The organism is Pseudomonas sp. W3I7, assembly GCF_030816095.1.
Classification (GTDB): Bacteria; Pseudomonadota; Gammaproteobacteria; order Pseudomonadales; family Pseudomonadaceae; genus Aquipseudomonas; species Aquipseudomonas salomonii.
The window spans coordinates 4901811-4923761 of sequence record NZ_JAUSXP010000001.1; the positions used below are offsets into that span (position 1 = coordinate 4901811).

The window sequence follows — 21951 nt, forward strand, 5'->3', positions numbered from 1 at the left end:
CGTCGTTTGGAAGTCCGCGCTCCGCCACTGATCGACACTGGACCAAGCGTGCCCTTTGCCCCATCACTTTCAACGAATTTGCTAACTATCTGATGAGTAAAAACACCTCCGATCTGTCTTCCCACACCCCGATGATGCAGCAGTACTGGCGCCTGAAAAACCAGCACCCTGATCAGTTGATGTTCTATCGCATGGGCGACTTCTACGAGATCTTCTACGAAGACGCGAAGAAGGCCGCCAAGCTGCTGGACATCACCCTGACCGCGCGCGGGCAGTCGGCGGGGCAGTCGATTCCGATGTGTGGGATTCCTTACCATTCGTTGGAAGGTTACCTGGTCAAGCTGGTGAAGCTGGGCGAGTCGGTGGTGATCTGTGAGCAGATCGGCGACCCGGCCACCAGCAAAGGGCCGGTGGAGCGTCAGGTGGTGCGCATTATTACGCCGGGCACGGTGAGTGATGAGGCGTTGCTGGATGAGCGTCGTGACAACCTGATCGCGGCGGTGTTGGGCGATGAGCGGTTGTTCGGCCTGTCGGTGCTGGATATCACCAGCGGCAACTTCAGCGTGCTGGAGATCAAGGGCTGGGAGAACCTGCTGGCGGAGTTGGAACGCATCAATCCGGTGGAATTGTTGATTCCGGATGATTGGCCCAAGGATCTACCGGCGGAAAAACGCCGTGGGACCAAGCGTCGTGCGCCGTGGGACTTTGAGCGCGACACGGCGCTGAAAAGTCTGTGCCAGCAGTTCTCGGTGCAGGACCTTAAAGGCTTCGGCTGCGAAACCCTGACCCTGGCCATCGGCGCTGCCGGTTGCTTGCTCAGCTATGCCAAGGAAACCCAGCGCACCGCCCTGCCGCATTTGCGTAGCCTGCGCCATGAACGCCTGGACGACACCGTGGTGCTCGATGGCGCCAGCCGTCGCAACCTGGAACTGGACACCAACCTGGCCGGTGGCCGTGACAACACGCTGCAGTCGGTGGTCGACCGTTGCCAGACCGCCATGGGCAGCCGCTTGCTGACCCGCTGGTTGAACCGCCCACTGCGCGACCTGACTGTGCTGCAAGCGCGTCAGACGTCGATTACTTGCCTGCTGGATCGCTATCGTTTTGAGAGCCTGCAGCCGCAGCTCAAGGAAATCGGCGATATCGAGCGCATCCTGGCGCGGATCGGCCTGCGCAATGCGCGGCCGCGTGACCTGGCGCGCCTGCGCGATGCCTTGAGCGCGCTGCCGCAGTTGCAAGTGGCGATGACCGAGCTGGACACGCCGCACCTGCAACAACTCGCCGTCACGGCCGGCACTTACCCGGACCTTGCGGCGCTGCTGGAAAAAGCCATTATCGACAACCCGCCGGCGATCATTCGTGACGGCGGCGTGCTTAAAACCGGTTACGACAGCGAGCTGGACGAGCTGCAATCGCTGAGCGAAAACGCCGGGCAGTTCCTGATTGACCTGGAAGCCCGCGAAAAAGCCCGCACCGGCCTGGCCAACTTGAAGGTCGGCTACAACCGCGTGCACGGCTACTTTATTGAGTTGCCGAGCAAACAGGCCGAGTCGGCGCCGATTGATTATCAGCGCCGCCAAACCCTTAAAGGCGCCGAGCGTTTCATTACGCCGGAGCTCAAAGAGTTCGAAGACAAGGCACTGTCGGCCAAAAGCCGTGCCCTGGCGCGCGAAAAGATGCTGTATGAGGCGTTGCTTGAGGACTTGATCAGCCGCCTGGCGCCGCTGCAAGACACCGCCGCCGCCCTGGCGGAACTGGATGTGCTGAGCAACCTGGCCGAGCGGGCGCTGAACCTTGACCTGAACTGCCCGCGTTTTGTCAGTGAGCCGTGCATGCGTATCGTGCAGGGGCGCCACCCGGTGGTGGAGCAGGTGTTGACCACGCCGTTCGTGGCCAATGACCTGTCGCTGGATGACGACACGCGCATGCTGGTGATCACCGGACCCAACATGGGTGGTAAATCCACCTACATGCGTCAGACCGCGTTGATCGTGTTGCTGGCGCACATCGGCAGCTTTGTGCCGGCGGCCAGTTGCGAGTTGTCGCTGGTTGACCGCATTTTCACCCGGATCGGTTCCAGTGATGACCTGGCTGGCGGCCGTTCGACCTTCATGGTGGAGATGAGCGAAACCGCCAACATTCTGCACAACGCCACCGAACGCAGCCTGGTGCTGATGGACGAAGTGGGGCGCGGCACCAGCACCTTCGATGGTCTGTCGCTGGCGTGGGCGGCGGCCGAGCGTTTGGCGCAGTTGCGTGCCTACACGCTGTTCGCCACACACTATTTCGAGCTGACGGTGTTGCCGGAAAGCGAGCCGCTGGTGGCCAACGTGCACCTCAATGCCACCGAGCACAACGAGCGCATCGTGTTCCTGCACCACGTGCTGCCGGGGCCGGCGAGCCAGAGTTACGGTTTGGCCGTGGCGCAGTTGGCGGGGGTGCCCGCGCAAGTCATCACCCGCGCCCGTGAACACTTGAGCCGCCTGGAAGAAACCGCCCTGCCCCACGAGATTCCCGTGGCGAGCCCGGCCAAAACCAGCAGCAAACCCAGCGCGCCGCACCAGAGCGATATGTTCGCCAGCCTGCCCCATCCGGTGCTGGATGAGTTGGCAAAGCTTGACCTGGACGGCTTGACGCCGCGTAAAGCGCTCGAAATGTTATATGCACTGCAAGTTCGGATATAACGCACAGGCTTGCAAGCTGGTAGACTCTCGCGCGGTTTGGGATGCTGCGGGTTATTAGCCTGGCCTGCAGACTATCGCTCCTGAACCTCGCGAGCCCTGCCACACAGGGTTTCGCTGCCGCCGCCTGAGGAGAAAATTAGAAATGACCTTCGTCGTTACCGACAACTGCATCAAGTGCAAGTACACCGACTGCGTCGAAGTGTGTCCGGTGGACTGCTTCTACGAAGGCCCGAACTTCCTGGTTATCCACCCGGATGAGTGCATCGACTGCGCCCTGTGTGAACCAGAGTGCCCGGCCAATGCGATCTTCTCCGAAGATGAAATCCCGGCGGGTATGGAAAACTTTATCGAATTGAACCAGGAGTTGGCCGACATTTGGCCAAACATCACAGAGCGTAAAGATGCGCTGCCAGACGCCAAAGAGTGGGATGGCAAGCCAGGCAAGATCGCCGATCTGGAACGCTGATCAACTGGCTTCATCGAAAAGGCCCCTTGCGGGCCTTTTTGCGTTTGCGGGTGGTCGGTTTCACTTTTCTGCAGGCAAAAAAAAGGGGCGGTATGACCCGCCCACATTTTTTCCCTAGTCCCTGTATTCCTTTTCATCATCCTGATGAATCGCTTCCTGCGACGTTCCTTCAACCATCGTTCCTTGATGGCTGTGCCAATCCGTGGACACAGGGCTGATCTTAGAGAGTTCCGAGGGAAGTTCAACGGGATCCAAGTGATCGGCTGACAGACTTGAACGCTCATTCAAGTATAAATATTTGTTATTTTTCAAAAGGATAGAAAAGTCTTTCGTCGTTTCGAGATGGACATGCCTGGTAAAAAAACCAAACACTTACGAAAAAGTAAGCAAATGCTTACACGCGCAATTGCGTAAACGCATGATTCGGAACCGTTGACTGATCGGCAGGCATAAAAAAGCCCCGACAACGCCGAGGCTGTTTTCCTTCAGCAGGCTCAGTCGTCGCTGACGGTGATGGTCGGCATTGCCGGTGCTGCGGCTTCCTGCAGGACGATCCGCGCGCCCACATGACGGGCCAGTTCCTGATACACCAGAGCAATTGGCCCATCAGGCTCGGCGGCCACGGTGGGCTTGCCGCCGTCGGCCTGCTCACGAATTTCCATCGCCAGCGGCAACGACGCCAGCAACTCAACCCCGTACTGGGTCGCCAACTTCTCGCCGCCGCCTTCGCCAAACAAATGCTCGGCGTGGCCGCAGTTGGAGCAGATGTGTACCGCCATGTTTTCAACGACGCCCAGCACCGGGATGTTGACCTTACGGAACATCTCCACACCTTTTCTGGCATCCAGCAGCGCCAGGTCCTGAGGCGTGGTCACGATCACCGAACCGGCCACCGGCACCTTTTGCGCCAGGGTCAGCTGGATATCGCCGGTGCCTGGCGGCATGTCGATCACCAGGTAATCGAGGTCGCCCCATGCGGTCTGGGTAACCAGTTGCAGCAAGGCGCCGGAGACCATCGGCCCGCGCCAGACCATCGGTGTGTTGTCGTCGGTGAGGAACGCCATGGACATGACTTCCACGCCCAGCGACTCGATCGGCACAAACCACTTCTGGTCCTTGACCTTGGGCCGCGTGCCTTCGGCGATGCCGAACATCACGCCCTGGCTTGGGCCGTAGATATCGGCGTCGAGGATGCCCACGCGCGCACCTTCTCGGGCCAGCGCCAGCGCCAGGTTGGCGGCAGTGGTGGACTTACCCACACCGCCCTTGCCGGAGGCCACCGCGATAACATTCTTGACGTTGGCCAGGCCCGGGATCTGCGCCTGGGCCTTGTGCGCGGCGATCACGCACTGGATGTCGACCTTGGCCGAACGCACGCCGTCCAGGCCTTCGATGGCCATTTGCAGCATCTGCGCCCAACCGCTCTTGAACAAACCGGCGGCATAGCCCAGTTCCAACTGGACCGACACCTGGTCGCCCTGGACTTCAATGGCACGTACACAGCCGGCGCTGACCGGGTCCTGGTTCAAATAGGGGTCGGTGTACTGGCGAAGAACGGCTTCCACCGCTGCGCGATTGACGGCGCTCATGGGCTACTCCCGAAAAAAGACTGAGTGAAACAGGCGGCTATCCTAACCGTTCCGGCCGCCCAGCGGCATGCTTTCGAGGCCTGGGAAGATTCAGAAACAGCACCACGGGGTGAAATATATTTCCCGGCGCTTTATAGTGGCCGACCTCCGTTTCATCAAGTAGCCGAGCCCCATGTCCGAGCCACGCAAGATCCTCGTCACCAGCGCCCTGCCCTATGCCAATGGTTCCATCCATCTTGGCCATATGCTTGAGTACATCCAGACCGATATGTGGGTGCGCTTCCAGAAGCATCGCGGCAACCAATGCATTTATGTCTGCGCGGACGACGCCCACGGTTCGGCCATCATGTTGCGCGCCGAGAAGGAAGGCATCACCCCGGAACAACTGATCGCCAATGTGCAGGCTGAACACAGCGCCGACTTTGCCGAGTTCCTGGTGGACTTCGACAACTTCCACTCGACCCACTCCGAAGAAAACCGCGAGCTGTCGAGCCAGATCTACCTGCGCTTGAAAGAAGCCGGGCACATCGACCAGCGTTCGGTGACCCAGTATTTCGACCCGGAAAAGAAAATGTTCCTGGCCGACCGCTTCATCAAGGGCACCTGCCCCAAGTGCGGCACCGAAGACCAGTACGGCGACAACTGCGAAAAATGTGGTGCGACCTATGCACCGACTGACCTGAAGAACCCGAAGTCGGCAATCTCCGGCGCCACCCCGGTGCTCAAGGATTCCCAGCACTTCTTCTTCAAGCTCCCGGATTTCCAGCAGATGCTGCAAACCTGGACCCGCAGCGGCACCTTGCAGGACGCCGTGGCCAATAAACTCTCCGAATGGCTCGACAGCGGCCTGCAGCAGTGGGACATCTCCCGCGATGCGCCGTATTTCGGCTTCGAGATCCCCGGCGAGCCAGGCAAGTACTTCTATGTGTGGCTGGACGCGCCGATTGGCTACATGGCCAGCTTCAAGAACCTCTGCGACCGCACGCCGGAGCTGGACTTCGATGCGTACTGGGCCAAGGATTCCACCGCCGAGCTGTACCACTTCATCGGCAAGGACATCGTCAACTTCCACGCGCTGTTCTGGCCGGCCATGCTCGAAGGCTCGGGCTATCGCAAGCCGACCGGCATCGCCGTGCACGGCTACCTGACGGTCAATGGCCAGAAAATGTCCAAGTCCCGTGGCACCTTTATCAAGGCGCGCACCTACCTGGACCATCTGTCGCCGGAATACCTGCGCTACTACTACGCCGCCAAGCTCGGCCGTGGTGTCGACGACCTGGACCTGAACCTGGAAGACTTCGTACAGAAGGTCAACTCGGACCTGGTCGGCAAAGTCGTCAACATCGCCAGCCGTTGCGCCGGGTTTATCCACAAGGGCAATGCCGGTGTGCTGGTGGCTGAAAACGCCGCACCGGAGCTGACCGAAGCCTTCCTGGCCGCCGCGCCCAGCATTGCCGACGCCTATGAAGCCCGCGATTTCGCCCGCGCCATGCGCGAGATCATGGGCCTGGCCGACCGCGCCAACGCCTGGATCGCCGACAAGGCGCCGTGGTCGCTGAACAAGCAGGAAGGCAAGCAGGCGGAAGTCCAGGCGATCTGCGCCACGGGCGTCAACCTGTTCCGTCAGTTGGTGATTTTCCTCAAGCCGGTGCTGCCATTGCTGGCCGCTGATGCCGAGGCGTTCCTCAACGTCGCGCCGCTGACCTGGAACGACCACGCCACCCTGCTCAGCAACCATCAGTTGAACGAGTTCAAGCCGTTGATGACGCGTATCGACCCGGTAAAAGTCCAGGCCATGACCGACGCTTCGAAAGAAGACCTGGTCGCCAGCCAGACCGACACCGGTTCGGCGGCGCCCGCCGGTAACGGTGAGCTGGCCAAGGATCCGATCTCGGCAGAAATCGACTTCGACGCCTTTGCCGCCGTCGACCTGCGCGTTGCGCTGATCGTCAAGGCCGAGGCCGTCGAAGGTGCCGACAAGTTGCTGCGCCTGACCCTGGACCTGGGTGGCGAGCAACGTAACGTGTTCTCCGGCATCAAGAGCGCCTACCCGGACCCGTCCAAGCTCGACGGTCGCCTGACCATGATGATCGCCAACCTCAAGCCACGCAAAATGAAGTTCGGTATCTCCGAAGGCATGGTGATGGCAGCGGGCCCTGGCGGCGAAGAGATCTACCTGTTGAGCCCCGACAGCGGCGCCAAGCCGGGTCAACGTATCAAGTAAGGCTGCACAGCCCGTCTGCGGTAAGCGGGCATACCGTGGCAGACGGGCTTTTTGTGGCGAGCGGGCCTGGCGTGGCAAACAGGCTCTCTGTAGCAAACAGGTTTCTTGTGGCGAGCGGGCTTGCCCCGCGTTGGGCTGCGCAGCAGCCCCAATAAAGTCGCCGCACTATGCCTGTTAAACCGAGTGTCTGTACCAAGGGCCGCTCCGCGCCCCAACGCGGGGCAAGCCCGCTCGCCACAAGAAGCCCGCTCATCACAGAAAGCCTACTCGTCACAGAAAGCCTGCTCGCCACAACAGGCTCACTAGCCACTCCAACAGGCCCAGTTTGTTCAACCGGCATACCAATGATCACCCCATGAACTTGATTCAACGTATCGACGCGCTGCTGCCGCAGACCCAATGCGGCAAATGCGGGCATCCGGGTTGCAAGCCTTACGCCGAGGGCATCGCCCAAGGCGAGGCGATCAACAAGTGCCCGCCGGGTGGACAGGAAACCATTGCTGGCCTGGCCCACCTGTTGCGCGTGCCGGTGTTGGAACTGGACACCAGTCGCGGCGAAGCCCCGGCCCAGGTGGCCTACATTCGCGAAGCCGAGTGCATCGGCTGCACCAAGTGCATCCAGGCGTGCCCGGTGGATGCGATTGTCGGCGCGGCCAAGTTGATGCACACCGTGATCATGGATGAATGCACCGGCTGCGACCTGTGTGTTGCGCCCTGCCCTGTGGACTGCATCGAAATGCGCCCGGCGACCGCTGTGCTGGCGATTGTCGGCGGCCTGGCCAGCAATGATCTGCAGTATCAGGCACGCGCCCTCAAGCGCGACCGCGCGCGGCGGCGTTTTGAGCAACGCAATGCGCGGCTGCAACGCGAGGAGGCGCATAAACTCGCCGAACGCCTGGCGCGGGCTAAACGTTCGGCACCGCCGGCTGCCCCCGTAACAACCGATGACACTCAAGCGGCCCGGGATACAGCGGTCAAGAAAGCCAAGATCGCCGTTGCCATGAGCCGTGCCCAACTGCATAAATCACTCAAGGCATTTGGACATCCACCGACCTTTGAGCAGCAATCGCAGTTGATCCTGCTGCAACAGCAGTTCGAAGCGGCGGAGCAGGCGCTGGCCGCCCTGGAAGTACATGCCACACCGGCGCCAGCAGTTGCGCCCAGTAACAGCGCCGACCTCAAGCGCGCTAAAATCCAACTGGCCATGCGTCGCGCAGAATTGCACAAAGCCCAGAATCTAAACGCCGCCCCAGAGCAATTGGCCGAGGCGCAAAGCAAACTCGATGACGCACAACGCCACGTGGATGCTCATAACAGCGCTTAAGCCGAAAATAAACCCTGCTGTGTGTATTGCTACAATCCCGCAGATCGCCTGCAAGGAACCACCCGCCCCATGAATGCCGCAAAACGCCTGGAAATTTTCCGCAGGTTTCACGAAGACAATCCGGAACCCAAGACCGAACTGGCCTACTCGTCGCCGTTCGAGTTGCTGATTGCGGTGATCCTGTCGGCACAATCCACCGACGTTGGCGTCAATAAGGCTACGGCCAAGTTGTACCCGGTGGCCAATACGCCAGCCGCCATTTACGCCCTGGGTGTGGACGGTTTGTCGGAATACATCAAGACGATCGGCCTGTACAACAGCAAGGCCAAGAACGTCATTGAGACCTGCCGCCTATTGGTTGAATTGCACGGCAGTGAAGTGCCGCAAACCCGCGAAGCCCTGGAAGCACTACCAGGCGTAGGCCGCAAAACCGCTAACGTGGTACTCAATACCGCGTTCCGGCAACTGACCATGGCAGTGGACACGCATATTTTCCGCGTCAGCAACCGCACCGGGATCGCGCGCGGCAAGAACGTGGTCGAGGTCGAAAAGCAGTTGATGAAGTTTGTACCCAAGCCGTACTTGCTCGACTCCCACCACTGGCTGATCCTGCACGGGCGCTACGTATGCCAGGCCCGCAAGCCTCGCTGCGGAAGTTGCCGCATCGAAGACCTGTGCGAATACAAGGACAAAACCTCGGACGATTGAGGGTTCATTGGTTTTCTCGATCAGTCGATTGAAAAAATCTTTTTTACCCGTTCGTGGATTATCGTTATAAGGAGCGCCAACGGCAGTCTTAGCCTGGAGTTAACCTTATGAGCACTGGCAAAGAACAACTGGAAGTAGACGAAGACCTCCCTGCAGACTCGGAGGACGAGAGCGAAGCTCCCGTTGAGGTGGCCAAGACCAATTTGAGCAAACGCCGCACTATCGACAACCTGCTGGAAGAGCGACGCTTGCAAAAACAACTGGCCGATTACGACTTCGACCTCTGATCGATGCGCTGACGGCCGGAAGCCTCCCTGACGGAGGCTTTTTTTTGCCGGTTATTCGGGTTTTAGTGCACAACCGCACCCGCGTCTACACGAGTCCGTTGCGCTGGGCCAGCTCGATCAGGTCTACGAGGGAGCGTGCATTGAGCTTGAGTAACAGCCGGGTCTTGTAGGTGCTGACGGTTTTGTTGCTCAGGAACATGCCATCGGCGATTTCCTTGTTGGTTTTGCCTCGGGCCAGTTGCTGCAACACCATCATCTCGCGACCCGACAGGCGTTCAACCATGTCCGCCTCGCTGGCATTGCCCATGGTCGAGCGTACCGAGTTGAGCGCCTGGTTGGGGAAATAGCTGTAGCCGGAAAGTACCGCCTTGATGGCGCTCAACAGCTCGGTCAGGTCCTGTTGCTTGCACACGTACCCCGCCGCCCCCGCCTGCATGCAGCGCATGGAAAAATGGCCGGGCGCCTGGGACGTCAGCACCAGCACCTTGACGGGTGCGGACTGCTTGGTAGACGCCAGGCGACAGATAACTTCCAGGCCATCGAGCTTGGGTATCCCGATATCCAGTATGACAATGTCCGGCATATGTTCCCGTGCAAGTTGCAACGCATCGACGCCGTTATCAGTCTCGGCAACGACTTCATAACCATGACGTTCCATTAGCATGCGCACAGCAAGACGAATGACGGGATGATCATCCACGATCAGCACTTTATTCATGAGAAAGTCCAATTTCGCTGTTCGAATTATTTAGAGCAAGCACAATAGCCTAGTCGTTTCCTAGTTGGCATAGCGCTCCCCCCCAAGCAACAGCAAGCAGAGACCCAACCCACAACGATATAGGAATTAACCTACAAAAAAACACAAACTCAGGTGCATCCGGTTTTATGGAGCCCTTCAGAACTTTCCGGAGCCGTACATATTTTGAGTTAAATATGCACCGCAGAAGGGGGGCGAGGTAAATGTACCGCACATGACTTTCAGGAAATACCCCTTGCTTGTGGCAGCAAGGCCAGTGAGCAGCGGCAAAAAAATCAACTGATTTAGTTCCATTCAACATAGCTGTTTACATCCTTATTTCCTACAGAAGTTTCAGCGCCCTACGTACTCGCCTTACTTAGGTAGTGAATTTTCCGTCAGATATAGTTCCTGTGCAGGTGTAAAAAATTCATTCGACCGTACAGAAATAAACACACCGGTGCGGAAAAGGCCGTGTTCAACTTCACTATTCAACAAACGTTAAACAGCCACGCACCGTTTAAACATCAGCGCGCATTAAAGTCGTCTATCTTTATAGGCAGGCAAAAAAATGGCCCCTTGAACAAGGGGCCATTTTTTACAACGAAGGCAGCACTCAGAACAGCTTGCGACCCTTGTTGGCGGCGATGCGCATACGCAACGCGTTCAGCTTGATGAAACCTGCGGCGTCCGCCTGATTGTAAGCACCGCCGTCTTCTTCGAAGGTGGCGATGTTGGCGTCGAACAGCGACTCATCAGACTTGCGACCGGTGACGATCACGTTGCCCTTGTACAGCTTCAGGCGCACAACGCCGTTCACGTGGACCTGGGAGGCGTCGATCATCTGTTGCAGCATCAGACGCTCCGGGCTCCACCAGTAACCGGTGTAGATCAGGCTGGCGTACTTGGGCATCAGCTCGTCTTTGAGGTGAGCCACTTCGCGGTCCAGGGTGATGGACTCAATGGCGCGGTGGGCGCGCAGCATGATGGTGCCGCCTGGGGTTTCGTAGCAGCCACGGGACTTCATGCCCACGTAACGGTTCTCGACGATGTCGAGACGGCCGATACCGTGTTCGCCACCGATACGGTTCAGGGTCGCCAGCACGGTGGCCGGGGTCATTTCGACGCCGTCCAGTGCCACGATGTCACCGTTGCGGTAGGTCAGTTCCAGGTACTGGGCCTTGTCTGGAGCGTTCTCCGGGGAGACGGTCCATTTCCACATGTCTTCTTCGTGCTCGGTCCAGGTGTCTTCCAGCACGCCGCCTTCATAGGAGATGTGCAGCAAGTTGGCGTCCATCGAGTACGGGGACTTCTTCTTGCCGTGACGCTCGATCGGGATCGCATGCTTTTCTGCGTAATCCATCAGCTTTTCACGGGACAACAGGTCCCATTCACGCCACGGTGCAATCACTTTCACGCCTGGCTTGAGAGCGTAGGCACCCAGCTCGAAACGCACCTGGTCGTTGCCCTTGCCGGTAGCGCCATGGGAAATGGCGTCGGCGCCGGTTTCGTTGGCGATTTCGATCAGGCGTTTGGCGATCAGCGGGCGCGCGATGGAAGTACCCAGCAGGTACTCGCCTTCGTAGACGGTGTTGGCGCGAAACATCGGGAAGACGAAATCGCGGACGAATTCTTCGCGCAGGTCGTCAATGTAGATCTCTTTCACGCCCATGGCTTGCGCCTTGGCACGTGCAGGTTCGACCTCTTCGCCCTGACCCAGGTCAGCGGTGAAGGTCACCACTTCACAGTTATAAGTATCCTGCAGCCACTTGAGGATCACCGAAGTGTCCAGGCCGCCGGAATACGCGAGAACGACCTTGTTTACGTCGGCCATGCCATCACTCCACGGGGTTGTACGGAAAGCCGTCGATTCTACCGACCAAAACCGTGAATTTACAGAGGCGCGACAGCAAATGAAGATAAAGCGACAGATTATGTCGAGCGGGCGACCGATGGTCGCACCTTATGAGGTGTGGGCCGCGTTGCTCGGGCCAGTGGCCTGGGGCGCCGGTTTCTCGGGGGTAGCCACGCGTTCGAGCTGAATATTCACGCGGCGATTGCGGGCGCGGTTGGCGGCATTGGTATTGGGCGCCAGTGGGTAACTTTCACCGTGAAAACGCATCGTGATCTGTGCTTCCTGAATGCCATTGGCCTTGAGGTAGTCCATCACCGCCAGGGCACGACGGCGCGAGACGTCACGGTTGGTCAGGCGGTTGCCGCTGTTATCGGAATGCCCATTGAGCTCGACGTGATTGACTGTCGGGTCGGCTTTCATGAACGCGAGAATCACATCCAGCTTCTTTTTGGCTGCGGCGTCCAGCTCAATACCGCCGCCCGGGAAGCCGACTTCCGTCTGTTTGACCTGATCGTAATTCATCGGCAACAGCTTGGTGGTGCACAGTTGATAGTCGTTGAAGGCCTTGTTGAATTTCACCGGCAACAGGCGGACTTCCGAGTAGCCGCCGTCACGCCCGTAATGCCGCACGGTGGGGCTGCGCCCTTCGAGCAAGCCGGTGAACAAACGCCCAGCCTGGGCCTGGGAGCTGTTGAACAGCACATCACCACTGCCGACACGCACCGCACCGAGGTTGATATCGCCACGGCCCGGTTGCCACGGAGCAGCCGCCGCCAACAAGGTCGCCGAGCCCGCACCGAGCGCGCCGCTGTAGGCTTTCAGGCGAAATGTCGCCTGCTCGCCGGCCCGGCGCACGAACTCACCCGAACCGAAATCGGTGATCGGCTGGGTCAGGCGGCACTCGAATTGGTCGCCTTCCACCTTCCACTCAATGTTCTCCAGACGTGTCTGGAAGGTGAGTGCCATCGCAGGCAGGCTGGCGAACACACTGAGCAGGGCTAGATAATGCTGGCGCACGGGAGGCTCCACTGGTTTCTACAACACTTCAAAGCGTCATACGTCGTTAAGGCATACCCAGGGATATCGGACACGTGCGGCAAAACTTGATAGCGAGTGCCTGCAAGAGTCTTTTCCGGTAGCATTCCCACCAGATTGACCCGCCTGGAATCCCCAATGTCCGACCGCCTGACCCTGCTGCGTCCCGACGACTGGCATATTCATCTTCGCGATGGTGCTGCGTTACCCCAAACCGTGGCCGATGTAGCGCGCACGTTTGGCCGCGCGATTATCATGCCTAACCTGGTACCTCCGGTGCGTAATGCCGAGCAAGCCGATGCCTATCGCCAGCGTATCCTCGCTGCGCGCCCGGCCGGCAGCCGCTTCGAACCGTTGATGGTGCTCTACCTCACCGACCGCACCCAGCCTGCCGAGATCCGCGAGGCCAAGGCCAGCGGTTTTGTGTACGCCGCCAAGCTGTACCCGGCGGGCGCGACCACCAACTCCGACTCCGGCGTGACCAGTATCGACAAGATCCTGCCGGCGATCGAAGCCATGGCTGAAGTCGGCATGCCGCTGCTGATCCACGGGGAAGTCACCCGTGGCGATGTGGATGTGTTTGATCGTGAAAAGATCTTCATCGACGAGCATATGCGCCGTGTGGTCGAGCTGTTCCCGACCCTCAAGGTCGTGTTCGAACACATCACCACCGCCGACGCCGTGCAGTTCGTCAACGAGGCTTCGGCCAACGTCGGCGCGACCATCACCGCGCATCACCTGCTCTACAACCGCAACCACATGCTGGTGGGCGGGATTCGGCCGCACTTCTATTGCCTGCCGATCCTCAAGCGCAACACCCACCAGGTGGCCCTGCTGGACGCCGCCACCAGCGGCAGCCCGAAGTTCTTCCTCGGCACCGACTCGGCGCCCCACGCCCAGCACGCCAAAGAAGCGGCATGCGGCTGTGCCGGTTGCTACACCGCGTATGCCGCCATCGAGCTGTATGCCGAAGCGTTTGAACAGCGCAACGCCCTGGACAAGCTCGAGGCGTTCGCCAGCCTCAACGGCCCGCGTTTCTACGGCCTGCCGGCGAATACCGACCGCATTACCCTGGTTCGTGAAGACTGGACCGCCCCTGCCAGCCTGCCGTTTGGCGAGCTGACTGTTATCCCGCTGCGCGCCGGTGAAACACTGCGCTGGCGCCTGCTGGAGGAAAGCAAGTGAGTGAAGACCATTACGACGACGAACACGAGCACAGTGGTGGCGGCTCCCGCCACCCGATGGCCGAGCGGTTTCGCGGCTATCTGCCGGTTGTCATCGACGTAGAAACCGGTGGTTTCAACTGCGCCACCGACGCGTTGCTGGAAATCGCCGCTACCACCATCGGCATGGACGAGCAGGGTTTTGTGTTCCCGGAACATACCCACTTCTTCCGCGTGGAGCCGTTTGAAGGTGCGAATATCGAAGCCGCAGCCCTGGAATTCACCGGGATCAAGCTCGATCACCCGCTGCGCATGGCTGTGAGTGAAGAAGCGGCGCTGACCGATATCTTCCGTGGTGTGCGCAAAGCGTTGAAGGCCAATGGCTGCAAACGCGCGATCCTGGTGGGCCACAACAGCAGCTTCGACCTGGGTTTCCTGAATGCTGCCGTGACGCGGTTGGACATGAAGCGCAACCCGTTTCACCCGTTCTCCAGCTTCGACACCGCCACCCTCGCCGGTTTGGCGTATGGCCAGACGGTACTGGCGAAGGCGTGCCAGGCAGCCGGTATCGACTTTGACGGTCGTGAGGCCCACTCGGCCCGCTACGACACCGAAAAGACCGCCGAGCTGTTCTGCGGCATCGTCAACCGCTGGAAACAGATGGGCGGCTGGGAAGACTTCAACGACTGAGGCTGACGCCTCTGTAGCAAGCGAGCTTCTGTGGCAAGCGAGTTTGTTGTGGCGAGGGAGCTTGCTCCCGCTGGGCTGCGCAGCGGCCCCCGATAAGATCGCCCCGGTTGACCTGTTAAACCGCGGTGTCAGGATTTGGGGCCGCTTCGCAGCCCAGCGGGAGCAAGCTCCCTCGCCACAAAAGCTCATTCACCACAACAAGCTCGCTCGCCACAGAGTCAAAAATGCAGTGCATAAAAAAACCGGCCCTCACAGGCCGGTTTTTTTGTACCTGAAACGAGGCTTACAGCTTGCCAGCGTTCTCGGTCAGGTAAGCCGCAACGCCTTCTGGCGAAGCGTTCATGCCTTTGTCGCCTTTTTTCCAGTTGGCAGGGCAGACTTCGCCGTGCTCTTCGTGGAATTGCAGGGCGTCAACCAGACGGATCAGCTCTTCCATGTTACGGCCCAGCGGCAGGTCGTTGATGATCTGCGAGCGCACAACGCCCTTGTCGTCGATCAGGAACGCGCCACGGAACGCTACGCCGCCTTCGGACTCAACGTCGTAGGCCTTGGCAATGTCGTGCTTCATGTCGGCAGCCATGGTGTATTTGACTTTGCCGATGCCACCATCATTGATAGCGGTGTTGCGCCAGGCGTTGTGGGTGAAATGGGAGTCGATGGAAACGGCGACCACTTCAACGTTGCGCGCGTTGAAATCGTCCATGCGGTGGTCCAGAGCGATCAGCTCCGACGGGCACACGAAGGTGAAGTCCAGCGGGTAGAAGAACACCAGGCCGTATTTGCCTTTGATGGCTTCAGACAGTTTGAAGCTGTCTACGATTTCGCCATTGCCGAGGACGGCAGGTACGTCGAAATCCGGGGCTTGTTTGCCGACGAGTACGCTCATTGGGTATCTCCTGATGTAAGGGTGACGAATGAAGTAAAAGGACCGGCCCAAGTCTGGCGCAGTTAAGCGACAGGCCTGTGACGCAGTCACGCTTCGTGAAGACCGACCATCATACACTGAAAAAACCGTTCGTCAGCGCGCCGCAGGGACCTGGCAATACCCTGCGAATCTACTTTGACAATCATTCTCGTTAACATTAAGATCCATCGCACTTAAGCCTTAAACCCGCGATGGTTCTCCCTTATGTATGTCTGCCTCTGCACTGGCGTCACCGACGGACAAATCCGCGAAGCAATCTATGATGGTTGCTGCAGCTACAAGGAAGTACGTGAAACCACCGGCGTCGCCAGCCAGTGCGGCAAATGTGCTTGCCTCGCCAAGCAAGTGGTACGGGAAACCCTGACGCAGCTGCAAACAGCCCAGGCCGCGCTCCCCTACTCAGCAGAATTTACACACGCTTAAATAGGCGTGTTTTGAAGAACCGGACTTAGTGTCCGGTTTTTTTATGCCCACAATTCAATTAGTTAGCGCCAAGACGCGGAACACAAACATTCTTATTCCGATTAATTTTCATTTATTATTCAATAACTTAGGTTTGACACTAGAGATTTCGCCGCTCAAACTCCGCCTCATACACAGCTATTACAGGGCAGGACCCCAGTCATGAAAGGCGACATCTCAGTCATCCAGCAACTCAACAAAATCCTTGCCAATGAACTGGTCGCGATCAATCAGTACTTTCTGCATGCGCGCATGTATGACGATTGGGGCCTGGAAAAGCTCGGCAAGCGTGAATACAAAGAATCGATCAAGGCCATGAAGGACGCAGACGCGCTGATCAAGCGCATCCTGTTCCTGGAAGGCCTGCCGAACGTACAGGACCTGGGCAAGCTGAACATCGGCGAGCACACCCAGGAAATGATCAGCAGCGACCTGAAGTTCGAACAGAAGAGCCACAGCGACCTCAAGGCCGCCATCGCTCACTGCGAAACCAAAGGCGACTTCGGCAGCCGTGAGCTGCTGGAAGATATCCTGGAAGATCAGGAAGAACATATCGACTGGCTGGAAACCCAGCTGGGCTTGATCGTTAAAGTCAGCCTGGAAAACTACCTGCAATCGCAGATGGGTGAGTAAGCCCTATTGGCTTGCAGGTAAAAGCTACAAAAAAGCCCCGCTCTCTTTCGAGAAGCGGGGCTTTTTATTGCATTCGGATCAAGCGTCAGTCTTGGCTGCCGCGTTTGCCGCTGCGTCTTTGATCAGCGCTTGCAACGAACCATCAGCTGCCATTTCAGTGATGATATCGCTACCGCCGACCAGTTCACCGGCTACCCACAATTGCGGGAAAGTTGGCCAGTTGGCGTACTTCGGCAGGTTAGCGCGGATTTCCGGGTTTTGCAGGATATCCACGTAAGCGAATTTCTCGCCGCACGCCATGATGGCCTGGGAAGCCTTCGCGGAGAAACCGCACTGAGGAGCGTTCGGGGCGCCCTTCATGTAAAGCAGAATGGTGTTATTGGCAATCTGCTCTTTGATCGTTTCGATGATATCCATGGAACACCTCGGCTGGAACTTTGCGACTCACAGGTCGGCACGGTGGCGCATTGTAACGCAAAATTCCAGCGCGGTGCTCGGGCCTTATGCGGCGGCCACCTGCACCGGCACGCCATTGAGCGCGGCGTTTCCAGACAATTCGTCCAATTGCCGCTCGTCGGTGAGGTCATTGGCACTGGCCCCGGGCTGCTCACTGGCGATGGTCATGCGCACGCCTGGGCGACCGTGCCCCCAGCCGTGAGGCAGGCTGACGACACCGGGCATCATGTCCAGGCTGGCCACCACTTCCACTTCAATCTCACCAATGCGTGAGCTGACGCGCACCCACTGCCCATCGCTCAATTGTCGGCTGGCCAGGTCGTCGGGGTGCATATGCAGTTGATGGCGCGGCTTGCCCTTCACCAGGCGGTGATAGTTATGCATCCAGGAATTGTTGCTGCGCACATGCCGACGGCCGATCAGTAACAGCTCATTGACCACTGGCACCGGCTGCGCAGCGAACCGCGCCAGGTCCGCCAGGATCACCGCAGGCGCCGCCTGCACGTGGCCGTCGGCGGTTTTCAAGCGTGCGGCCAGATTAGGTTTGAGCGGCCCCAGGTCTACGCCATGGGGATGATCGGCGAGCATGGCCACCGACAGTTTGTGCTCGGAGGCATCGCCATAGACCCCGGCGCGCAAGCCAAAGTCGATCATCTGCGCCGGCGCCATGGTTGGCTTGAGCGCGGCCCCAGTGTGCGCAGCGAAGGCCTTGGCCAAACCGACAAAGATCTCCCAATCATGCAACGCGCCAACAGGCTTGGGCAGGATCGCGCGATTGAAGCGGGTGACGTTACGCACCGCAAACATATTGAATGTGGTGTCGTAGTGATCGTTTTCCAGCGCCGAAGTGGACGGCAGGATCAGGTCGGCATAGCGCGTGGTTTCGTTGATATACAGGTCGACGCTGACCATGAACTCCAAACCGTCCAGGGCCTTCTCCAGGTTGGCGGCCGTTAGGCGTGGACAGCACCGGGTTTCCGGCCACGGTCACCAGGGCGCGGATCTGCCCTTCGCCTTCAGTGAGCATTTCTTCGGCCAGGGCCGAAACGGGCAACTCACCACCGTACTCCGGACGCCCGGACACCCGGCTTTGCCAGCGATTGAAATGCCCACCGCCCGTGGAGGCCACCAGGTCCACCGCCGGCGTGGTGCACAGGGCGCCGCCGACACGATCGAGGTTGCCCGTGACCAGATTGATCAATTGCACCAGCCAATGGCACAGCGTGCCGAAGGCCTGGGTCGATACGCCCATGCGCCCGTAGCACACGGCCTTGTCCGCCGCCGCAAAGTCCCGCGCCAACTGGCGGATCTGCTCGGCAGGCACGGCACACTGGTGGCTCATGGCTTCGGCGGTAAACCCGGCAATCGCCTGGCGCACAGCCTCCAGGCCAGCAATCGGCAAATGGCTGTCGCGGGTCAGGTTTTCGCTGAACAAGGTGTTGAGCAGCCCGAACAGCAACGCTGCGTCGCCGCCGGGCCGTACGAACACATGCTGATCGGCAATCGCCGCCGTCTCGCTGCGCCGCGGGTCAACCACCACCACTTTGCCGCCACGCGCCTGGATGGCCTTGAGGCGTTTCTCCACATCGGGCACCGTCATGATGCTGCCGTTGGACGCCAGCGGGTTGCCGCCCAGGATCAGCATGAAGTCGGTGTGGTCGATGTCCGGAATCGGCAGCAACAAGCCATGGCCGTACATCAGGTGGCTGGTGAGGTGATGGGGCAACTGGTCCACCGAGGTGGCGGAAAACCGATTGCGCGTCTTCAGCAGGCCAAGGAAGTAATTGCTGTGGGTCATCAACCCATAGTTATGCACGCTGGGGTTGCCCTGATACACCGCCACCGCATTCTGCCCGTGCCGGGCCTGAATGCCTGCGAGGCGTTCGGCCACCAGCGCAAAGGCTTCGTCCCACGGGATCGGCTGCCAGTCGCTGCCCACCCGCAGCATGGGCTGGTGCAGGCGGTCCGGGTCGTTCTGGATGTCCTGCAGCGCCACGGCTTTTGGGCAAATGTGTCCGCGACTGAACGTATCCAGCGGGTCGCCCTTGATGGAAGTGATCGCCAGGCTGCCGTCGTCCGCCTGGGTGGTTTCCAGGGTCAGACCGCAGATGGCTTCACACAGATGGCAGGCACGGTGGTGGAGAGTCTTGGTCATGGCCAGTCTCTTTATTGGGCTTTGGCCCAACTATGGCCCGACATCCGGACGCGCACCAGCAACGTTCGTCCTGTGAATCGAGGGGCATCAGGCCAGACCATGGGCAAGTGTTTCAAATCTTTGCATATGCGCTCCGAAACCGACACAACCCGCTCCAGGCCCGCCCGACACATTGCAAAAGGTCTTGGCGCCAGTGTACAAATGGGTCGCTGCTGTCAGGAATCAGTCTTCAAAAGCGCTCCGGCGCCCCTCTTGAACACCCTTAAAAACTGTAGCCCTATTGGTAAGACGCGACATTTAATTATAAGATCGCGCCTTCCCCTATTTCGTCGCCCCGTGCGGCTTTCGCCGCAGGTCTCGCCCGTTGTCACAATAAACAAGGCTTTGAGTATCTGCGGTCTGTTGCAAAAAGGTAGTTAATGATGAGCGCAAGGCACTTTCTCTCCCTGATGGATTGCACGCCCGAAGAGCTGGTCAGCGTGATCCGTCGAGGCATTGAGCTTAAAGACCTGCGTAACCGCGGCGTACTGTTCGAGCCTTTGAAAAACCGTGTGCTCGGGATGATTTTCGAGAAGTCGTCGACCCGCACCCGCGTGTCGTTCGAAGCCGGCATGATCCAGCTGGGTGGCCAAGCCATCTTCCTGTCCTCGCGTGACACCCAACTGGGCCGTGGCGAGCCGATTGCCGACGCCGCCCGCGTGATGTCGCGCATGCTCGATGCGGTGATGATCCGTACGTTTGCCCACAGCACCGTGACCGAATTTTCCGCCAACTCGCGGGTACCGGTGATCAACGGCCTGTCCGATGACCTGCACCCGTGCCAGTTGCTGGCCGACATGCAAACCTTCCTTGAACACCGTGGTTCGATCCAGGGCAAGACCGTGGCCTGGATCGGCGACGGCAACAACATGTGCAACAGCTATATAGAAGCGGCGATCCAGTTCGACTTCCAACTGCGCGTTGCCTGCCCCGAAGGCTACGAGCCGGATGCACGTTTCCTGGCCCAGGCCGGCGATCGTGTGACCCTGGTGCGCGACCCGCGTGACGCGGTCATCGGCGCACACCTGGTGAGCACCGATGTGTGGACCTCCATGGGCCAGGAAGAAGAAACCGCCAAGCGCCTGGCGCTGTTCGCGCCGTTCCAGGTCACCCGCGCCTTGCTAGACCTGGCCGCGCCGGACGTGCTGTTCATGCACTGCCTGCCCGCGCACCGTGGCGAAGAAATCAGCCTCGACCTGCTCGACGATGAGCGTTCGGTGGCGTGGGACCAGGCCGAGAACCGCCTGCACGCGCAGAAGGCGCTGCTCGAATTCCTCGTCCCGCCGTCGTACCACCACGCATGAGCCAGCCATTACTGCTGAACCTGCGCAATCTGGCATGCGGCTATCAAGATCAACGGGTGGTGCAGAACCTCAACCTGCACCTCAACGCCGGCGACATCGGCTGCCTGCTGGGTTCCTCGGGTTGCGGCAAAACCACGACCTTGCGGGCGATTGCCGGGTTTGAACCGGTGCACGAGGGCGAAATCAGCCTGGCCGGCGAAGTAATCTCCAGCGCCGGGTTCACCCTGGCGCCGGAGAAACGTCGCATCGGCATGGTGTTCCAGGACTACGCGCTGTTTCCGCATTTGAGCGTGGCCGACAACATCGCCTTCGGCATTCGCAAGCACCCGCAAAAAGACCGCGTGGTTGCCGAACTGCTGGAACTGGTCAACCTGAAAAACCTCGGCAAGCGCTTCCCCCACGAGCTTTCCGGCGGCCAGCAACAACGCGTCGCCCTCGCCCGCGCGCTGGCGCCGGAGCCGCAACTGTTGCTGCTCGACGAACCCTTCTCCAACCTCGACGGCGAACTGCGGCGCAAGCTCAGCCATGAGGTGCGCGACATTCTCAAGGCGCGTGGCACCAGTGCGATTCTGGTCACCCATGATCAGGAAGAAGCCTTCGCCGTGAGTGATCAGGTGGGCGTATTCAAGGAAGGCCGCCTTGAGCAGTGGGACACGCCCTACAACCTCTACCACGAACCGCAGACGCCTTATGTCGCCAGCTTTATCGGCCAGGGTTACTTCATACGCGGGCAACTGAGCTCGCCGGAATCGGTGAGTACCGAACTGGGTGACTTGCGTGGCAATCGTGCCTATACCTGGCCAACCGGTGGCGCGGTGGATGTTCTGCTACGCCCGGATGACATCGTTTATGCGCCGGACAGCGCGTTGAAAGCGCGAATTGTCGGCAAAACGTTCCTTGGCGCTTCGACCTTGTACCGCCTGCAACTGCCAACCGGCGCACAGCTGGAGTCGATTTTCCCCAGCCATGCAGACCATCAGGTCGGTGCGCAGGTGGGGATTCGGGTAGCGGCGGAGCATCTGGTGTTGTTTCAAGCGTCTGGCAGCACGGCGGCGCAGATTCCTCAAGTCGAATCTGGCGTGCGACGTTACAGCCCGGCGCACTGAGCAACTGACGAAACCGGGTAAAAATGTGGGAGCTGGCTTGCCTGCGATGCAAGCACCTCGGTCTGTCAGTTGAACCGAGGTGATGCCATCGCAGGCAAGCCAGCTCCCAC

Annotated in this window: 18 protein-coding genes and 1 pseudogene; 12 read left to right on the top strand and 7 right to left on the bottom strand. The window is 59.4% G+C overall.

What is annotated here, in order from left to right:
• Positions 1-92: 92 nt before the first annotated feature.
• Entirely contained in the window at positions 93-2684 is a 2592-nt protein-coding gene (gene mutS, locus QF043_RS22765) for a DNA mismatch repair protein MutS (protein WP_307420265.1), read from the top strand.
• 142 nt (positions 2685-2826) lie between these two features.
• Positions 2827-3150, top strand: coding sequence for a ferredoxin FdxA (gene fdxA / locus QF043_RS22770; protein ID WP_065928912.1), 324 nt, complete (start codon positions 2827-2829; stop codon positions 3148-3150).
• Between the two features lie 494 nt (positions 3151-3644).
• Here fdxA and apbC read toward each other — a convergent pair whose 3' ends face one another.
• Positions 3645-4739: an iron-sulfur cluster carrier protein ApbC gene (gene apbC / locus QF043_RS22775; protein ID WP_099485988.1), complete on the bottom strand. Its 1095-nt coding sequence runs from the start codon at positions 4737-4739 to the stop codon at positions 3645-3647.
• A gap of 172 nt (positions 4740-4911) precedes the next feature.
• Between apbC and metG the strand changes: the two genes are divergently transcribed.
• From metG to QF043_RS22795, 4 genes are all read left to right on the top strand, one after another.
• A complete protein-coding gene (metG, locus tag QF043_RS22780) occupies positions 4912-6963 on the top strand; it encodes a methionine--tRNA ligase (RefSeq protein WP_058421611.1) in 2052 nt (683 codons plus the stop codon).
• Positions 6964-7318: 355 nt separating this feature from the next.
• A complete protein-coding gene (gene rsxB, locus QF043_RS22785; RefSeq protein WP_307420266.1) occupies positions 7319-8287 on the top strand; it encodes an electron transport complex subunit RsxB in 969 nt (322 codons plus the stop codon).
• Positions 8288-8356: 69 nt separating this feature from the next.
• Positions 8357-8995: an endonuclease III gene (gene nth / locus QF043_RS22790; protein WP_056857621.1), complete on the top strand. Its 639-nt coding sequence runs from the start codon at positions 8357-8359 to the stop codon at positions 8993-8995.
• 107 nt (positions 8996-9102) lie between these two features.
• The gene (locus QF043_RS22795; protein ID WP_307420267.1) at positions 9103-9282 is read left to right on the top strand and encodes a PA3496 family putative envelope integrity protein; all 180 of its coding nucleotides are present in this window, start codon (positions 9103-9105) and stop codon (positions 9280-9282) included.
• Positions 9283-9367: 85 nt separating this feature from the next.
• Here the strand turns inward: QF043_RS22795 and QF043_RS22800 are convergent, their stop codons facing one another.
• The 3 genes from QF043_RS22800 to QF043_RS22810 all read right to left on the bottom strand — a co-directional run bounded on the left by QF043_RS22800 (position 9368) and on the right by QF043_RS22810 (position 12890).
• Positions 9368-10000, bottom strand: coding sequence for a response regulator transcription factor (locus tag QF043_RS22800; RefSeq protein WP_056857623.1), 633 nt, complete (start codon positions 9998-10000; stop codon positions 9368-9370).
• Between the two features lie 634 nt (positions 10001-10634).
• Positions 10635-11852: an argininosuccinate synthase gene (locus QF043_RS22805; RefSeq protein WP_003208700.1), complete on the bottom strand. Its 1218-nt coding sequence runs from the start codon at positions 11850-11852 to the stop codon at positions 10635-10637.
• A gap of 129 nt (positions 11853-11981) precedes the next feature.
• Entirely contained in the window at positions 11982-12890 is a 909-nt protein-coding gene (locus tag QF043_RS22810; protein WP_307420268.1) for an OmpA family protein, read from the bottom strand.
• 156 nt (positions 12891-13046) lie between these two features.
• On the opposite strand from QF043_RS22810, the gene pyrC reads away from it, so the two are divergent.
• Complete coding sequence (gene pyrC, locus QF043_RS22815; RefSeq protein ID WP_017137042.1) at positions 13047-14093, top strand: dihydroorotase; 1047 nt, start codon at positions 13047-13049, stop codon at positions 14091-14093.
• Positions 14090-14761, top strand: a complete 672-nt coding sequence (gene rnt, locus QF043_RS22820) for a ribonuclease T (RefSeq protein ID WP_017137041.1) — start codon at positions 14090-14092, stop codon at positions 14759-14761. The genes pyrC and rnt overlap by 4 nt, the downstream gene beginning before the upstream one ends.
• 283 nt (positions 14762-15044) lie before the next feature.
• Here the strand turns inward: rnt and QF043_RS22825 are convergent, their stop codons facing one another.
• Positions 15045-15647, bottom strand: a complete 603-nt coding sequence (locus QF043_RS22825; protein WP_307420269.1) for a peroxiredoxin — start codon at positions 15645-15647, stop codon at positions 15045-15047.
• Positions 15648-15890: 243 nt separating this feature from the next.
• Here QF043_RS22825 and QF043_RS22830 point away from each other — a divergent pair, with 243 nt between their 5' ends.
• Together QF043_RS22830 and bfr are read left to right on the top strand one after the other, a co-directional pair.
• Positions 15891-16109 carry a bacterioferritin-associated ferredoxin gene (locus tag QF043_RS22830; protein WP_307420270.1) on the top strand — a complete coding sequence of 73 codons (219 nt, stop codon included), beginning with the start codon at positions 15891-15893 and terminating at the stop codon, positions 16107-16109.
• A gap of 201 nt (positions 16110-16310) precedes the next feature.
• Positions 16311-16781, top strand: coding sequence for a bacterioferritin (bfr, locus tag QF043_RS22835; protein WP_017137040.1), 471 nt, complete (start codon positions 16311-16313; stop codon positions 16779-16781).
• 78 nt (positions 16782-16859) lie between these two features.
• On the opposite strand, the gene grxD is transcribed toward bfr, so the two are convergent.
• A complete protein-coding gene (gene grxD, locus QF043_RS22840; RefSeq protein ID WP_010212745.1) occupies positions 16860-17198 on the bottom strand; it encodes a Grx4 family monothiol glutaredoxin in 339 nt (112 codons plus the stop codon).
• Positions 17199-17282: 84 nt separating this feature from the next.
• Positions 17283-19392, bottom strand: a pseudogene (locus QF043_RS22845) (molybdopterin oxidoreductase family protein).
• Positions 19393-19814: 422 nt separating this feature from the next.
• Between QF043_RS22845 and argF the strand changes: the two are divergent.
• Complete coding sequence (argF, locus tag QF043_RS22850; protein WP_056857627.1) at positions 19815-20735, top strand: ornithine carbamoyltransferase; 921 nt, start codon at positions 19815-19817, stop codon at positions 20733-20735.
• Positions 20732-21841, top strand: coding sequence for an ABC transporter ATP-binding protein (locus QF043_RS22855; RefSeq protein WP_056857628.1), 1110 nt, complete (start codon positions 20732-20734; stop codon positions 21839-21841). The genes argF and QF043_RS22855 overlap by 4 nt, the downstream gene beginning before the upstream one ends.
• The last annotated feature ends 110 nt before the right edge of the window (positions 21842-21951 follow it).

Coding starts and splice junctions, on each gene's coding strand:
- grxD (WP_010212745.1), bottom strand. CDS start 17,198: ATGGATATCATCGAAACGATCAAAGAGCAGATTGCCAATAACACCATT.
- argF (WP_056857627.1), top strand. CDS start 19,815: ATGAGCGCAAGGCACTTTCTCTCCCTGATGGATTGCACGCCCGAAGAG.
- QF043_RS22825 (WP_307420269.1), bottom strand. CDS start 15,647: ATGAGCGTACTCGTCGGCAAACAAGCCCCGGATTTCGACGTACCTGCC.
- QF043_RS22795 (WP_307420267.1), top strand. CDS start 9,103: ATGAGCACTGGCAAAGAACAACTGGAAGTAGACGAAGACCTCCCTGCA.
- QF043_RS22830 (WP_307420270.1), top strand. CDS start 15,891: ATGTATGTCTGCCTCTGCACTGGCGTCACCGACGGACAAATCCGCGAA.
- QF043_RS22800 (WP_056857623.1), bottom strand. CDS start 10,000: ATGAATAAAGTGCTGATCGTGGATGATCATCCCGTCATTCGTCTTGCT.
- mutS (WP_307420265.1), top strand. CDS start 93: ATGAGTAAAAACACCTCCGATCTGTCTTCCCACACCCCGATGATGCAG.
- fdxA (WP_065928912.1), top strand. CDS start 2,827: ATGACCTTCGTCGTTACCGACAACTGCATCAAGTGCAAGTACACCGAC.
- QF043_RS22855 (WP_056857628.1), top strand. CDS start 20,732: ATGAGCCAGCCATTACTGCTGAACCTGCGCAATCTGGCATGCGGCTAT.
- pyrC (WP_017137042.1), top strand. CDS start 13,047: ATGTCCGACCGCCTGACCCTGCTGCGTCCCGACGACTGGCATATTCAT.
- metG (WP_058421611.1), top strand. CDS start 4,912: ATGTCCGAGCCACGCAAGATCCTCGTCACCAGCGCCCTGCCCTATGCC.
- QF043_RS22805 (WP_003208700.1), bottom strand. CDS start 11,852: ATGGCCGACGTAAACAAGGTCGTTCTCGCGTATTCCGGCGGCCTGGAC.
- rsxB (WP_307420266.1), top strand. CDS start 7,319: ATGAACTTGATTCAACGTATCGACGCGCTGCTGCCGCAGACCCAATGC.
- apbC (WP_099485988.1), bottom strand. CDS start 4,739: ATGAGCGCCGTCAATCGCGCAGCGGTGGAAGCCGTTCTTCGCCAGTAC.
- bfr (WP_017137040.1), top strand. CDS start 16,311: ATGAAAGGCGACATCTCAGTCATCCAGCAACTCAACAAAATCCTTGCC.
- nth (WP_056857621.1), top strand. CDS start 8,357: ATGAATGCCGCAAAACGCCTGGAAATTTTCCGCAGGTTTCACGAAGAC.